The organism is Pseudomonas izuensis (assembly GCF_009861505.1).
In the GTDB taxonomy this organism is placed as follows: Bacteria; Pseudomonadota; Gammaproteobacteria; order Pseudomonadales; family Pseudomonadaceae; genus Aquipseudomonas; species Aquipseudomonas izuensis.
This window is the reverse complement of record NZ_WTFT01000012.1, coordinates 293,435-307,174: the sequence shown is the minus strand read 5'-3', so window position 1 is coordinate 307,174 and position 13,740 is coordinate 293,435. Positions and strand designations below refer to the sequence as shown.

Here is a 13,740-nt window from a genome sequence, read left to right as displayed (position 1 = left end):
TGAAGGAGTTCACATGAGTCACTACCAGCCGGGCATTCTCGCCACCCCTGTTCCGCCTCACGCCCGCCATATGTTCTTCGCCCTCGAATCCGTTGCCGATCTGCCGGCCGCACTCGACAAGTTGGTGCAACAGGTGGACGGCAAGTCGGCGGTGGTCGGTTTCGGTGAATCCCTGGTCAAGGCGCTCGATGGCAATATTGAAGGGCTACGGCCGTTCCCGGCACTGACCGGCGTGGGCGTGGATAACCCGTCGACGCAACACGCGCTGTGGTGCTGGCTGCACGGTACCGACCGTGGCGAACTGCTCAATCGCAGCAACGCTCTTGCCGCCGCATTGGCCCCGGCCCTGCGCCTGGTCCAGGTGACCGAAGGCTTCCGCCACCGCGACGGCCATGACCTGACCGGCTACGAAGACGGCACTGAAAACCCCCGCGACGAAGCTGCTGCGGCTGCGGCGCTGGTGGGCGAGGGTGTTGAAGGCACGGTCGGTGGCAGTTTTGCCGCGATCCAGCAGTGGCAACATGATCTGAAGCGTTTCCACGGGATGCCGTCCCATGAAACGGACGACATCATGGGCCGGCGCTTGAGCGACAACGAAGAACTCGATGACGCCCCGATCTCGGCCCACGTCAAACGCACCGCACAGGAGAGCTTTTCACCTGAAGCCTTTATCGTCCGTCGTTCGATGCCATGGATCGAAGACGACCGCGCTGGCCTGATGTTCCTGGCCTTCGGTTTTTCCCTCGACGCCTTTGAAGTCCAGCTGCGGCGCATGAGCGGTCTGGAAGACGGCATCACCGACGGTCTGTACCGTATCAGCCGACCGATCACCGGTGGCTACTACTGGTGCCCGCCGCTCAAAGATGGCCAGCTGGACCTGCGCGCCCTGCGCATTGGCTGACCTGAATTGAATCTGTAGGAGCCGGCTTGCCGGCGAAGGCGTGCTGATTGGCGATGCAAGGCTCGAGGCTGTCTTCGCTGGCAAGCCAGCTCCTACAATGGCCGGGGTGGCTGAACAATCTGCGGCTGACGCAACACCTGTAGGAGCCGGCTTGCCGGCGAAGGCGTGCTGATTGGCGATGCGAGGCTCAAGATTGCTTTCGCTGGCAAGCCAGCTCCTACAATCTAACCTTATGCTCAAACAATATTTCTCAAGCCTGTCGTTAGAACTTTAAGATCACGTCATAACTCGTTATGACAAGTGATTCCAGATGACCGATAACGTTCTTTCTCTCAGTAGCGTTCCGTTGCACACCCAGCTGCGAGACGTACTGCGCACACGCATCCTCGACGGCGAATACCCGCAAGACAGTCAGATGCCTTCCGAAAGCGAGCTGGGCGCGCTGTTCAAGGTCAGCCGCATCACCGTGCGCCAGGCGCTCGGCGATCTGCAGAAGGAAGGGCTGATCTTCAAGATCCACGGCAAGGGCACCTTTGTCGCCAAGCCCAAAACCTTCCAGAACGTCAGCACGCTGCAAGGCCTGGCCGAGTCCATGACCGGACGCGGCTATGAGGTGATCAACCGCCTGCGCAGCTTCAAATTCATCGCCGCCGACAAGCTGATCGCCGAGCGTTTGCAGGTCGCCGAGGGCGAGACCGTGGCGCAGATCAAGCGGGTTCGCCTGATCAACCGCGAGCCGATTTCGCTGGAAATCACCTACCTGCCCAAGGCCATCGGCGAGCGGCTGGAGAAGGCTGATCTGGTGACCCGCGACATCTTCCTGATCCTCGAAAACGACTGCGGCCTGGCCCTCGGTCACGCCGACCTGGCCATTGATGCGGTGTTGGCCGACAGCGACCTGACCCAGGCGCTGAACGTCGAACCCGGTTCGCCGATCATGCGCATCGAGCGCCTGACCCACGACGCTGACGGCCAGCCGCTGGACTTCGAACACCTTTACTACCGTGGCGATGCCTTCCAGTACCGCCTGCGGATCGACCGGCAAAAAGGGGCACAGGCATGAGTCGAAAAACTCTGGAGCAGGAATACGACATCGTCGTGATCGGCGGTGGCACGGCCGGGCCCATGGCGGCGATCAAGGCCAAGGAACGCAACCGCGATCTGCGGGTACTGTTGATCGACAAGGCCAACGTCAAACGCAGCGGCGCGATCAGCATGGGCATGGACGGCCTGAACAACGCGATCATTCCCGGCCATTCCACGCCGGAGCAGTACACCAAGGAAATCACCATCGCCAACGACGGCATCGTCAATCAGGCCGCGGTGTATGCCTACGCCACCCACAGCTTCGAAACGATCGAGCAACTGGACCGCTGGGGCGTGAAGTTCGAGAAGGATGAGACCGGCGACTACGCGGTGAAGAAAGTCCATCACATGGGTGCCTATGTGCTGCCGATGCCGGAAGGCCACGACATCAAGAAAGTCCTGTACCGCCAGTTGAAGCGGGCGCGGGTCAGCATCACTAATCGACTGGTCTGCACCCGTTTGCTGACGGACGAAGAGGGCGCGGTCAACGGTGTAATGGGTTTCGATTGCCGCACCGCCGACTTCCATGTGATCAAGGCCAAGGCGGTGATCCTCGCCTGCGGCGCCGCCGGACGTCTGGGCCTGCCGTCTTCGGGTTACCTGATGGGCACCTACGAAAACCCGACCAATGCCGGCGACGGCTACGCCATGGCTTATCACGCCGGGGCCGAACTGGCGAACCTGGAATGCTTCCAGATCAACCCGCTGATCAAGGATTACAACGGTCCGGCCTGCGCCTACGTCACCGGTCCCCTGGGTGGCTACACCGCCAACAACAAGGGCGAACGCTTCATCGAGTGCGATTACTGGAGTGGCCAGATGATGTGGGAGTTCCACCAGGAACTGGAAAGCGGCAACGGCCCGGTGTTCCTCAAGCTCGATCACCTGGCCGAGGAAACCATCCAGAACATCGAGCAGATCCTGCACAGCAACGAACGTCCCAGTCGTGGCCAGTTCCACGCCAATCGCGGCACCGATTACCGCACGCAGATGGTCGAGATGCACATCTCCGAGATCGGTTTTTGCAGCGGTCATTCGGCGTCCGGGGTGTGGGTCAACGAGAAGGCCGAGACCTCGGTCAAGGGTTTGTATTCGGCCGGTGACATGGCCGCGGTGCCGCACAACTACATGCTCGGCGCATTCACCTACGGCTGGTTTGCCGGAACCAACGCGGCGGACTTTGTCGCCGGTCGTGAGTTCTCGGCACTGGACACCCAGCAAATCGAAACAGAAAAACAACGGGTCTACGCACCGCTGGACCGTGAGCACGGCCTGCCACCGGCCCAGGTCGAATACAAGCTGCGGCGCTTCGTTAACGACTACCTGCAACCGCCGAAAGTGACCAAGAAGATGCAAATCGGCCTGCAACGCTTCAGCGATATCCAGCGCGACCTCGACCAGATCAAGGCGCACAACGCCCACGAACTGATGCGCGCCATGGAAGTCAGCATGATCCGCGACTGCGCCGAAATGGCCGCCCGCGCTTCGTTGTTCCGTGCCGAAAGCCGCTGGGGGCTTTACCACTATCGCGTTGACCATCCGCAACGCAATGACAGCGAGTGGTTCTGCCATTGCCACCTGAAGAAGGACGAAAACGGCGTGATGACCAGCTTCAAGAAACCCGTCGAGCCTTACATCATCCCGCTGGATGCCGATGAAATGCAGGCCTACGACCGATTGCGGGTCGGTGCCGACGCGGCTTGATGCCGCCAGACAAAGAGAGACCAGACATGGCTTATCAACCCCAGGAAATCTTCTTCCGCTCCAACGCACCGGTCACGGTCGACGAGGACCTTTGCATCGCCCACAAAGGCTGCACCGTGTGCGTCGACGTGTGCCCGATGGACTTGCTGGCGATCAACCCGGCCACGCAAAAGGCCTACATGGCCTTCGACGAATGCTGGTATTGCATGCCCTGTGAAAAGGACTGCCCGACGGGTGCGGTGAAAGTGGATATCCCGTACCTGCTGCGCTGAAACGCAATCTCTGTAGGAGTGAGCCTGCTCGCGATAGCGGTGGGTCAGGCAATGAGATGTTGGATGTGCCATCGCTATCGCGAGCAGGCTCACTCCTACATTGGGTTTGTGACAACTCAAAAACGCCATCCGGCCACCCCCGGACGCCCGCTTCAAAACACCCCTCGTTTCCCACCACGCCCTGATCGTGGCGGAGACGAACTTCCTATAAATGATTCGAGGGGATCTACCATGTTATTGCGTGCAACGTTAGCCGGTCTGGTACTGGCCTCCTTCACTCTGTCGGCCTCGGCCGAAACCATCCGCATCGCTATCGGCACCCAGGACACCACCATCAACTGTGCCGCCGGCGGTCTGTTGATCCGCGAGCTGGGCCTGCTGGACAAATACCTGCCCCACGACGGCCAGTACAAGGACGCCCAATACGATGTGCAGTGGAAGAACTTCACCAGCGGCGCACCGCTGACCAACGAGATGGTTGCCGGCAAGCTCGACTTCGGCGCCATGGCTGATTTCCCGGGCTCGTTCAACGGCGTGGCGTTCGAGGCGGCAGGCAAGCACAGCCTGTTCATCAGCGTGCTGTCGGGCAGCACCCAGGGCAGTGGCAACGGCATCGTGGTACCGAGTGCCTCGGGCGTGCAGTCGCTGGCCGAGCTCAAGGGCAAGACCATTTCCGTGCCATTCGCGTCCACCGCCCATGGCATGTTGCTGCGGGCCGTGGCGGCCCAGGGCTGGGATCCGCAGAAAGATGTAAACATCATCGCCCAGCCGCCAGAAGTCGCCGGGTCCGCGTTGCAGGCCGGCAAGATCGATGCCCACGCCGACTTCGTGCCGTTTGCCGAACTGTTCCCGAGCCGTGGTTTCGCCCGCAAGATCTACGACGGTTCCCAGGCCGGCGCGCCGACCTTCCACGGTGCGCTGGTCGATCAGGGCTACGCGAAAAAGTACCCGGAAATCGTCGTCGCCTACCTGCGCGCCAGCCTCGAAGCCAACCAGTTGCTCGCTGCCGAACCGGAGAAGTACAGCGAACTGATCGCCAAGGTCACCGGGGTCGATGCCGAGGTCAACTACCTGTTCCACGGTCCGCTGGGCGTGCAAACCCGCGACCTCACCTGGAAACCCGAATACCGCCAGGCCGTCGGTACTGCCATCGATACGCTCAAGTTGTTGAAGAAGGCCGATCGCGGGCTCGATCTGAATACCTTTATCGATGATCAGTACATCCGCGCCGCGTTCAAGGCGTCGAACCTGGACTACACGGCGCAGTTGGCCAACTACGCGCAGTCGCCGCTCAAGGCAGTGGATGCATCGAGCGGCAAAGCCATCACCGACTTCAACCATGTGGCGGAAATCTGGGTGCGCGGCGAGCCGAAAGTCCGCCAGTACGCCTCGGCAGAGTCGGCGTTCACTGCACTGGCCAGTCTCAAGCAGGAAGGCAAGAGCATCCGCGCGGTGTATGCCCAGGCGAGCGACAGCGGGATCAAGTTGCTGGCGGATCAGGCGTGGTTTGCCAGTGATGCGAAAGGGCGGCTCAGCGCGTTCCTGTTGAAGGGCCAGGCCCAGCAGTTCGCGTCGGCGCAGGGTGGCAAGGTGTTCGATTTCACCGATGCCACCGCACAAGCCGTGGCGGTCCGCTAATCCCGGAACACCGAAATTCCCTGTAGGAGCCGGCTTGCCGGCGAAGACGTCTGACCAGCCAGCATCAATGTTGAATGTCAAATCGCATTCGCCAGCAAGCCGGCTCCTACAGGTATGGGTTGAGAGGAAGAATTGTGTACGGATCCTGTTTACGCTGGCTTCCAAGAGCCACCTCGCTGCTGCTCTGCCTGCTGTTCTGGCAACTCGCCGCCAGCCACCACTGGAACCTCGGCCTGGTGACCTTCGCCAACGTGCCGACACCGCTGGCGGTGATCGAGGCGGCGCTCGGCCTCGGTGACTCCGGCAAACTCGCCCGGCACCTGAGCAGCAGCCTCGGCCGGGTATTCGCCGGTTACCTCGCGGCGCTGATCATCGGCGTCGCCCTGGGCCTGGCCATCGGCCGCTCGAAATGGGCTGAAGATCTGTTGCTGCCACCACTGGAGGTGCTGCGCCCGATTCCGGCTGTGGCCTGGATTCCCCTGGCGATCCTGATGTTCCCGTCGTCCGAGCTGTCGATGGTCTTCATCACCTTCACCGGCGCGCTGTTTCCGATCCTGCTCAACACCGTGCATGGCGTCGAAGGCGTCGATCCACGGCTGATCGCTTCGGCGAAAAGCCTCGGGGCAGGGCGCAGGGCCATGCTGCTGGAGGTGATTTTGCCGGGCGCCGCGCCGAGCATCATCACCGGGCTGGCCATCGGCATGGGTACTTCCTGGTTTTGCCTGGTGACTGCGGAAATGATCTCCGGCCAGTTCGGCATCGGTTACTACACCTGGGAGTCCTACACCATCCAGAACTACCCCGACATCGTGGTCGGCATGTTGCTGATCGGCGTACTCGGAATGGGCAGCAGCCTGCTGATCAAACGCCTGGGCGGGCTGTTCACGCCCTGGCATCGACCACGAGGAAAGGTCTGATGAGCGTCTTTCAACAACCTGAAGGTCGTATCGATATACGCGACTTGTCGATCAGCCTGGGCGAGGGCAGCGCGGCTTTCGAAGCGGTGCAGGGCCTCGATTGCCAGATCGAACCGGGCCAATTCGTGTGCATTCTCGGGCCGTCCGGGTGCGGTAAATCCACTTTGCTCGGCGCCCTGGCCGGTCACCTGCAACCGCGCACTGGCAGCCTTAAGGTTGATGGCGTGCCGGTGTCGGGCCCGTCACCGCAACGGGGCATGGTGTTCCAGCAACACACGTTGTTCCCCTGGCACACGGTGCGCGACAACGTCGCCTTCGGCCTGAAAATGCGCGGCATCGGCAAAGCCGAACGGCACAAGGCGGCCTCCGACATTCTCGCGCTGGTCGGCCTCGAAGGCTTTGCCGAACGCTGGCCGAACCAACTGTCCGGCGGCATGCAGCAGCGAGTGGAAATCGCCCGGGTGCTGGTCAACCGTCCACGCCTGTTGCTGATGGATGAGCCCTTCGGTGCCCTCGATGCCTTGACCCGCCTGAACATGCAGGAGCTGTTGCTGGACATCTGGTCGCGCATTCGCACCACCGTGGTGTTCGTTACCCATGACATCGACGAAGCACTGTTCCTCGCCGATCGCCTGCTGGTCATGAGTCCGCGTCCCGGCCGGATCATCGAAGACCTGCGCCTGGATTTCCCCCGGCCCCGTACCACTGAATTGGTGACGAGCCACGAATTTTCCCGCTTGAAGCGTCACTGCCTCGAGTTATTGCGTCACGAAGAGGGTCGGCAGCTGCCGCGCCTGAACCCTCTCGGACTTCCCCCAGAAAACAAACTGCCGCGATTTGCCCTATGACCTCACTATTTGATGTAACCGATAACGATGACATTCTCGCCCTGCAACCGCGCCTGACCGATGAGGATGCCGGCGTGCGCCGCATCGCACTGATCGAACTGGCGGACCTGGAAGAACCGGAGGGCCTGCTGTGGCTGGTCAATCGACTGGCTCAAGACCCGGTCGCCGACGTCCGCGCCGAAGCCGCGCGGTTGCTGGAGGCCTGGGAGGACGAACCGGTGGTCGAGGCGCTGTGCCAGGCCTTGACCGACCCTTGCGACACCGTGCGGGCCGCCGCCGCGCAAAGCCTCAGTCTGCTCAAGAGCGAAGCAGCGGGACGGGTGATTCTGCCGTGGACCGGGGATGCCGACGTTAGTGTGCGCATCGCCGCGTTCCGGGCCTTGCGCGAACTGCGCTTTGCCGAAGCGGCCCCGGCTGCCGTGTTGGCGCTGAGCGACCGGGACGCCAATGTCCGGCGCGAAGCGGTCGGCGTACTGGGCTGGCTCAAGCAGCTCGATGCCTTGCCGGCCTTGGCGAGCCTGGCCAGTGATGACCCGGACACCGAAGTCCGTCGCGCCGCCACCGGGGCATTGGGCCTGGCGTCTGATGCACAGGTCCTGCCGGCATTGCGCCAGGCATTGCAGGATCAGGCCTGGCAAGTGCGCGAAGAAGCCGCCACCACATTGGGCAAGGTTGGTCACGCTGATGCCGGGCCGGCGCTGGTTGAAGCCTTGGGTGACGACTATTGGCAAGTCCGCCTGCGTGCCACCCGGAGCCTTGGCCGCTTGCGTTTTGCACCCGCCCTCGACCCGCTGATCGAAACCCTCGGCCACCGCATCAGCAACCTGCGCAAGGAAGCCGCCCTGGCCCTCGGTGAACTGAACGATAAAGGCGCCATCGCAGCGTTGCAGGCCGCGCAAGATGACGGCGACCCGGAAGTGCGCAAAGCCGTGCGCATCGCCTTGAGTCAACTGCAATGAACCCGGTGGCGGTGGGTAATTCACGCAGCCAACAGCAACTGCGCCTGCAATGGCCGGATGGCCGCGAGCAGGTGCTGGGTCATGCCGAGTTACGGCGGCAGTGCCCGTGTTCGCAGTGCCGGGCGTTTCGGGTGCGGGGGATGACGCCGATGGTTGATGAGCGAATCCAGGTGATCGAATTGAATGCGCAGGGTTATGGGGTGCAACTGATCTTCAGCGATGGCCACGAACGCGGGATCTATCCGTGGGCCTATCTTTCCAGCCTGACCTGATCCCCTTGTAGGAGCGAGCCTGCTCGCGATGGACGACAACGATAACGCGTGCTGCCTGAATGAACGCATCAGCCGGACATCCATCGCGAGCAGGCTCGCTCCTACAAAGGGCGGGTGGTTAGAAGGACTTGCTGACACTCGCCACGACGGTGGCGCTGCACACATCGTCAAACCCCCAATTGCTGGCGCACTGGCTTTTCGATAGATCCGTGTCGATATAACTCAGCCCCAGCACCACACCGGCCAGTTCGTGAGTCAGCTTGACCTCCCATTCACGGTACGAGTCTTCGGCCTTGCCCGAGCTCGAATACAGGTGCGGGTCCTTGAAGTCCATCATGCCGTAACGCAGTTTCAGGCCAATGTCGTAGGGCAATTCGGTCTCGTAACCGACGTAGCTGTAGAGCGAGTTCTGCTTACTGTCGATGCCCGGCGCATCGTCGGAGTAATAGGCCCCGAGTTTCACCCCGTAGAGGCTGAGAATGCCGTAGACCTCGCTCTGATTGAACTGGCTCTCTCTTGGGTAAGTGTATTTGAGATAGCCGACATCGAGGCTGACATCGTCAGTGGCCTGCCACAGCCAACCGGCGTAATAGTCGACTTCCTGGCGGGTTTTCAGGTCGCCGCCAAAATCGACGTTGGAGCTCCAGGCGCCCAGGTACAGGCCGCTGCTGTGAGCGAGGGTTGCACCGGCCTGCACGGCCGGGTCGTTCTGGGTCTGCGAGATGCCGCGGGTGCGGTAGTCGCTGGCCAGGGTCACGTCCAGCAGTAGCGAGAAATCATCGTTCAAGGTCAGGGCCTGGCTGCACAGGGGCAGCAGACTCAAGGAAGTGAGGGCGAGCAGGGGCAAGGCTTTCATGTGAAGTCCCGTTATTGTGATTGTTTTGGGGAGCGAGGAAACCTGTGGGAGCTGGCTTGCCAGCGATAGCGATGCATAAACGTTGAATGTCAGGCCGCAATCGCCAGCAGGCTGGCTCCCACAGGGAAAACAGTGCTGCTAGAGGGGTGGTGCGTAAACCTGGCGACCGGCGAACCAGGTTTGCAGCACTTGGGTGTCGTGCAGGGCCTTGTTGTCGACGTTGAACACGTCGCGGTCGAGCACGATGAAGTCCGCTTGCTTGCCGACGCTCAGCGAGCCGATCTGGTGGTCCAGGCCAATGGTCCGGGCGGCATTGAGGGTGTAGGCGTAGAACATGGTTTCGCGGTCCAGGCGTTCATCGGCGTTGAGCACGCCCAGCGGGCCGTCACGGGTGATGGCCTGGGCCATGGCGTTGAACGGGTTGGGTGAGGACACCGGCCAATCGCTGGCCCCGGCGATGGTTGCACCCTGTTTGAGCAGCGAGTGCGCCGGGTATTGGTAGCGGAACGCCAGGGCGCTGACGTAAGGCTTGATCATGTCCGTGGTGTAGTCGTCGGCGCTGGCCCAGAGCAGTTGCATCGAGGCGATGACATCGAGCGGCTTGAACCGGGCGAACTCTTTCGGGTTGACCATCTGCAAGTGAGTTATGGAGTGGGTGACGCCGCTCTGGCGATCCTTGCGCGCCTGTTCGATACCGTTCAGGGATTCGCGCACGGCGCGGTCACCGATGGCATGAATGTGCACCAGCCAGCCCCGTTGATCGATGGCGCTGACCAGTTCGCCGAAATGCTTTGGATCGATCAACAGTTCACCCTGTTTGTGCGAGTTGCTGTAGGGGTCGATCATCGCCGCACTCTGCGCCGGGTACTCGATCACACCGTCGGCGAAGATCTTGATGCCCGGCAAGGTCAGGTTGGGGACGCCCTGAAATTGCTGGCGAACCTTGTCCAGGGTGTCGAGATCGGCCGGCACGCTTTTCGGATTGGCCACCAGCAGCGCGGCGACGTGGGCGGTCATGCCGCCGCTTTGCGACAACGCTTTGTACACCGGCAGCACGCCGACGGTTTTCTCCGTGGGCTTGAGCGCGAACACCGGTTCGCCGGGCGCGGCGTTGGCGGCGGGGTCCATCCACGCGGTGATGCCGAGGCTGTTGTTGTAACGCACCGCGGTTTGCGCGGCCTTGAGCAGGTCGGCGGCGCCCGGTGCCGGCATTTTCGAGGCGACCCGGTCCCAGCCGGCGTCCACCAGAAAGCCATTGGGCCTGCCGTCCTTCAGCTTGCCAATGGTGCCGTCTTCAGCGGCCGGCAAAGACTTGATCAGCGCGGCATCGACGCCGGCGCGCTTGAGCATCACGTCGTTGGCCCAGGCCGTGTGGTGGTCGCTGCCGGTAAAGACGACCGGCACGCTGGCCCATTCGCCACTGTTGAATGTCTTGCCCAGTGCCTCGGACTGCGCCCAGTACGCCGAGCTCATGCCCGCCACGCTGAGCACATCGCCGTGCTTCGCCTTGCCATCGTCACGCCAGCCACGCAGGCGTTTTTCCAGTTCGTCGAGATCGACCACCTCGTCTTCCATGTTGGCCGAGACCATCTCCAGGCCGCCGAAAATAGCGTGGGAGTGGCTGTCGATCAGGCCGGGCATGAGGGTCTTGCCGCCCAGGTCGATGACCTGGGTTCCCGATTCGATCAGGGCCTTGATCTGCGTATCGCTGCCCACTTGCAGCACTTTGCCGTCCAGCACAGCCAGGGCTTGAACCCTGGGCTGGCTGCGGTCGGCGGTGAAGATCTTGCCGTTGAATACCACCAGATCAGCGGCCGCCATGGCTTCCAACGAGGCAAAACTCATGGCGACCATCAATAGATTCGGAATGAATCTTTTCATTGAATGTTTCCTTGTTATTGCGTCTGATGGCCAGATTAGTGGCTTGCTGCGCTGGGCAGAACGCCTCGCTGGCGAAAAACGTTTTTGCCTGAATGGAAAAAGCATGGACAAGTTGGGTGCACTGAAAATGTTCGTGGTCACGGCGCAGCTGGGCAGTTTCAGCCGCGCCGCCGAGCAGTTGGGCAAGACCCCTTCGGCCCTGACCAAAGCGGTCACTCACCTGGAGACGGAACTCGGCGCGCGCTTGTTCGAGCGCAGCACCCGGCGGATTGCGCTGACGGAATCCGGGCGGCTCTATCTGGAAACCGCGCGCCAGGTGTTGCAGCGACTGGACGAGGCCGGCGAGGAAATCGAACAGTTGCAACACGGTCTGCGCGGCAGCCTGAAAATCACCGCGCCGCTGGCCTACGGTCAGGCCTTTCTCGATCAGGTGTGTGGCGGTTTTCTGGAGCAATACCCGCAAATCAATCTGCAGGTGGACCTGTGCGACGACTTCGTCAATCTGCTGGAAAGCGGCTACGACCTGGCCTTGCGCGAAGGCCATGACGACCTGCCGGGGCTGATTGCCCGTGTCGTCGGCAGCAATCGCCTGGCGTTGTGTGGCAGCCCGGAATATTTGTCGCGCAAGGGGTTGCCGGTCACCCCGCAGACCCTCGAGGCGCATGAATGGTTGCTCTATCGCCATCCGTTGCTCAGCCGCGAATTCTGGTGGGCCGAGCGCGACGGCCAGCGCCTGAGCATTCCGCAGCCTTCGGCACCGCGCCTGCGCAGCGACAATTACGACTTGTTGTTGGCCAATGCCCTGGCCGGGCGCGGTCTGTTGCATACGCCGCTATGGAGCGCCGCACCGTATCTGGCCGATGGACGACTGGTGCGGGTGATGGCCGACTACGACATCGACCCGGACAGCTTCGGCCCGCACATCCTGGCGGTGTACCCCAGCCATCGGCGGGCCACGGCCAAGGTGCTGGCGTTCATCGACTACATCACCGATTTCCTGGCATCCCCCGTCCTGTAGGAGCAAAGCTTGCTCGCGATTGCGTTTCCACAATCAATATTGATGTGTCTGACGCACCGCCATCGCGAGCAAGCTTTGCTCCCACAACGGTGTGCGCCACAGTGCGAGCAGACGGACAGTTCTTGTAAGAAAATTCGCAGAAGAGTACAAATGTACTCCATGACGACATTAACTCCCCGCCGTACCGCCATCCTGACCTTTATCCGCGAGCGTATCGCCGAGCACGGTCAGTCCCCGAGCCTCGCTGAAATCAGTGAGGCGTTCGGTTTTGCCTCGCGCAGTGTGGCGCGCAAGCATGTGCTGGCGCTCACCGAAGCCGGCTTCATCGAGGTCAACCCGCATCAGGCCCGGGGCATTCGCCTGCTCGGGCAGCCGCCGCGCCCAGAATTGCTGGATATCCCGGTGCTCGGCCGGGTGGCGGCCGGTGCGCCAATCGGCGCCGATGCCGAAATCCATGGCCGATTGCTGCTCGACCCGGCGATTTTCTCCCGGGCACCGGACTACATGCTGCGGGTTCGCGGCGACTCGATGATCGAAGACGGCATTCTCGACGGCGATCTGGTGGGCGTGCACCGCAGCCCTGAGGCGGTCAATGGCCAGATCGTCGTGGCGCGGCTCGACGGCGAAGTCACCATCAAGCGCTTCGAACGGGTCGGCGACACGGTGCGCCTGCTGCCGCGCAACCCGGCCTATCAGCCGATCATCGTCGAAGCCGACCGGGACCTGGCCATCGAAGGGGTGTTCTGTGGTCTGGTGAGGCAAGGCTGATGGGTGCCGTCGTTGCGCTGGAGACGCTGTTCAATGGCGGCCAGGTCTGGAAGGGCCGGCCTGCGCCACCGGCCGCCAGTCCGCAACCCACCGGGCATGCCGCGCTGGATGCGGCGCTGCCCACGGGGGGCTGGCCCGAAGCGGCACTGAGCGAAATTCTCTTGGCCGGGCAGGGCGTGGGCGAGTTGCAACTGGTGTGGCCGACGCTGGCACGGCTGTCGGCGGCGGGCGAGCGTATCGTGCTGGTGGCACCGCCCTATGTGCCGTATCCCCAGGCCTGGCAGAGCGCCGGGGTCGATCTACGCCAGCTGTCGATCATCCAGGCCAGCGAGCGCGATGCGTTGTGGGCGGCGGAACAATGCCTGCGTTCGGGCAGTTGCGGCGCGGTGCTGTGCTGGCCGCACAAGGCCGACGACCGCGCCTTGCGCCGCTTGCAGGTGGCGGCGGAAACCGGCCAGACCCTGGCGTTCGCCTACCGTTCGCTCAGTGAAGCGATCAATCCGTCGCCAGCCGCCCTGCGCATCGCCATCGACGCCAGGCCTGCGCAATTGCGCGTGCTCAAATGCCGGGGCGGGCTGGCCCGCTCGGCGCCGATTGCCTTCTGCGTGGGGCATTGAGGT

14 protein-coding genes are annotated in these 13,740 nt (G+C 62.3%); 12 read left to right on the top strand and 2 right to left on the bottom strand.

The window, feature by feature from the left end; translation table 11 throughout:
• The first annotated feature begins 13 nt into the window (after window positions 1–13).
• The 9 genes from GPL81_RS13480 to GPL81_RS13440 all read left to right on the top strand — a co-directional run bounded on the left by GPL81_RS13480 (window position 14) and on the right by GPL81_RS13440 (window position 8,597).
• Entirely contained in the window at window positions 14–901 is an 888-nt protein-coding gene (locus GPL81_RS13480) for a Dyp-type peroxidase (RefSeq protein WP_160107108.1), read from the top strand.
• A gap of 310 nt (window positions 902–1,211) precedes the next feature.
• Complete coding sequence (locus GPL81_RS13475) at window positions 1,212–1,964, top strand: GntR family transcriptional regulator (RefSeq protein WP_160107107.1); 753 nt, start codon at window positions 1,212–1,214, stop codon at window positions 1,962–1,964.
• Entirely contained in the window at window positions 1,961–3,691 is a 1,731-nt protein-coding gene (locus tag GPL81_RS13470; protein ID WP_160107106.1) for a fumarate reductase/succinate dehydrogenase flavoprotein subunit, read from the top strand. Before GPL81_RS13475 ends, GPL81_RS13470 begins: the two co-directional genes overlap by 4 nt.
• 26 nt (window positions 3,692–3,717) lie before the next feature.
• Complete coding sequence (locus tag GPL81_RS13465; RefSeq protein ID WP_008060065.1) at window positions 3,718–3,963, top strand: 4Fe-4S dicluster domain-containing protein; 246 nt, start codon at window positions 3,718–3,720, stop codon at window positions 3,961–3,963.
• A 231-nt stretch (window positions 3,964–4,194) separates the two neighbouring features.
• On the top strand, window positions 4,195–5,601 hold the full coding sequence (locus GPL81_RS13460) for an ABC transporter substrate-binding protein (RefSeq protein WP_160107105.1): 1,407 nt from the start codon (window positions 4,195–4,197) through the stop codon (window positions 5,599–5,601).
• Between the two features lie 134 nt (window positions 5,602–5,735).
• The gene (locus GPL81_RS13455) at window positions 5,736–6,518 is read left to right on the top strand and encodes an ABC transporter permease (protein WP_160107104.1); all 783 of its coding nucleotides are present in this window, start codon (window positions 5,736–5,738) and stop codon (window positions 6,516–6,518) included.
• Window positions 6,518–7,366, top strand: a complete 849-nt coding sequence (locus GPL81_RS13450) for an ABC transporter ATP-binding protein (protein ID WP_160107103.1) — start codon at window positions 6,518–6,520, stop codon at window positions 7,364–7,366. The genes GPL81_RS13455 and GPL81_RS13450 overlap by 1 nt, the downstream gene beginning before the upstream one ends.
• Complete coding sequence (locus tag GPL81_RS13445; RefSeq protein ID WP_160107102.1) at window positions 7,363–8,325, top strand: HEAT repeat domain-containing protein; 963 nt, start codon at window positions 7,363–7,365, stop codon at window positions 8,323–8,325. The genes GPL81_RS13450 and GPL81_RS13445 overlap by 4 nt, the downstream gene beginning before the upstream one ends.
• Window positions 8,322–8,597: a DUF971 domain-containing protein gene (locus tag GPL81_RS13440; RefSeq protein ID WP_160107101.1), complete on the top strand. Its 276-nt coding sequence runs from the start codon at window positions 8,322–8,324 to the stop codon at window positions 8,595–8,597. The genes GPL81_RS13445 and GPL81_RS13440 overlap by 4 nt, the downstream gene beginning before the upstream one ends.
• Before the next feature lie 118 nt (window positions 8,598–8,715).
• Here the strand turns inward: GPL81_RS13440 and GPL81_RS13435 are convergent, their stop codons facing one another.
• Entirely contained in the window at window positions 8,716–9,453 is a 738-nt protein-coding gene (locus tag GPL81_RS13435) for a TorF family putative porin (RefSeq protein ID WP_160107100.1), read from the bottom strand.
• Between the two features lie 138 nt (window positions 9,454–9,591).
• Complete coding sequence (locus GPL81_RS13430; protein WP_160107099.1) at window positions 9,592–11,334, bottom strand: amidohydrolase; 1,743 nt, start codon at window positions 11,332–11,334, stop codon at window positions 9,592–9,594.
• Window positions 11,335–11,437: 103 nt separating this feature from the next.
• Here GPL81_RS13430 and GPL81_RS13425 point away from each other — a divergent pair, with 103 nt between their 5' ends.
• The 3 genes from GPL81_RS13425 to imuA all read left to right on the top strand — a co-directional run bounded on the left by GPL81_RS13425 (window position 11,438) and on the right by imuA (window position 13,737).
• Window positions 11,438–12,352, top strand: coding sequence for a LysR family transcriptional regulator (locus GPL81_RS13425; protein ID WP_160107098.1), 915 nt, complete (start codon window positions 11,438–11,440; stop codon window positions 12,350–12,352).
• Window positions 12,353–12,502: 150 nt separating this feature from the next.
• A complete protein-coding gene (lexA, locus tag GPL81_RS13420; RefSeq protein WP_096512007.1) occupies window positions 12,503–13,120 on the top strand; it encodes a transcriptional repressor LexA in 618 nt (205 codons plus the stop codon).
• Complete coding sequence (gene imuA, locus GPL81_RS13415; protein ID WP_121105274.1) at window positions 13,120–13,737, top strand: translesion DNA synthesis-associated protein ImuA; 618 nt, start codon at window positions 13,120–13,122, stop codon at window positions 13,735–13,737. The genes lexA and imuA overlap by 1 nt, the downstream gene beginning before the upstream one ends.
• The last annotated feature ends 3 nt before the right edge of the window (window positions 13,738–13,740 follow it).

What these genes read in the sequence shown, in the direction of transcription:
- GPL81_RS13480 (WP_160107108.1), top strand. Translation starts at nt 14, where the DNA reads ATGAGTCACTACCAGCCGGGCATTCTCGCCACCCCTGTTCCGCCTCAC.
- GPL81_RS13475 (WP_160107107.1), top strand. Translation starts at nt 1,212, where the DNA reads ATGACCGATAACGTTCTTTCTCTCAGTAGCGTTCCGTTGCACACCCAG.
- GPL81_RS13470 (WP_160107106.1), top strand. Translation starts at nt 1,961, where the DNA reads ATGAGTCGAAAAACTCTGGAGCAGGAATACGACATCGTCGTGATCGGC.
- GPL81_RS13465 (WP_008060065.1), top strand. Translation starts at nt 3,718, where the DNA reads ATGGCTTATCAACCCCAGGAAATCTTCTTCCGCTCCAACGCACCGGTC.
- GPL81_RS13460 (WP_160107105.1), top strand. Translation starts at nt 4,195, where the DNA reads ATGTTATTGCGTGCAACGTTAGCCGGTCTGGTACTGGCCTCCTTCACT.
- GPL81_RS13450 (WP_160107103.1), top strand. Translation starts at nt 6,518, where the DNA reads ATGAGCGTCTTTCAACAACCTGAAGGTCGTATCGATATACGCGACTTG.
- GPL81_RS13445 (WP_160107102.1), top strand. Translation starts at nt 7,363, where the DNA reads ATGACCTCACTATTTGATGTAACCGATAACGATGACATTCTCGCCCTG.
- GPL81_RS13440 (WP_160107101.1), top strand. Translation starts at nt 8,322, where the DNA reads ATGAACCCGGTGGCGGTGGGTAATTCACGCAGCCAACAGCAACTGCGC.
- GPL81_RS13435 (WP_160107100.1), bottom strand. Translation starts at nt 9,453, where the DNA reads ATGAAAGCCTTGCCCCTGCTCGCCCTCACTTCCTTGAGTCTGCTGCCC.
- GPL81_RS13430 (WP_160107099.1), bottom strand. Translation starts at nt 11,334, where the DNA reads ATGAAAAGATTCATTCCGAATCTATTGATGGTCGCCATGAGTTTTGCC.
- GPL81_RS13425 (WP_160107098.1), top strand. Translation starts at nt 11,438, where the DNA reads ATGGACAAGTTGGGTGCACTGAAAATGTTCGTGGTCACGGCGCAGCTG.
- lexA (WP_096512007.1), top strand. Translation starts at nt 12,503, where the DNA reads ATGTACTCCATGACGACATTAACTCCCCGCCGTACCGCCATCCTGACC.
- imuA (WP_121105274.1), top strand. Translation starts at nt 13,120, where the DNA reads ATGGGTGCCGTCGTTGCGCTGGAGACGCTGTTCAATGGCGGCCAGGTC.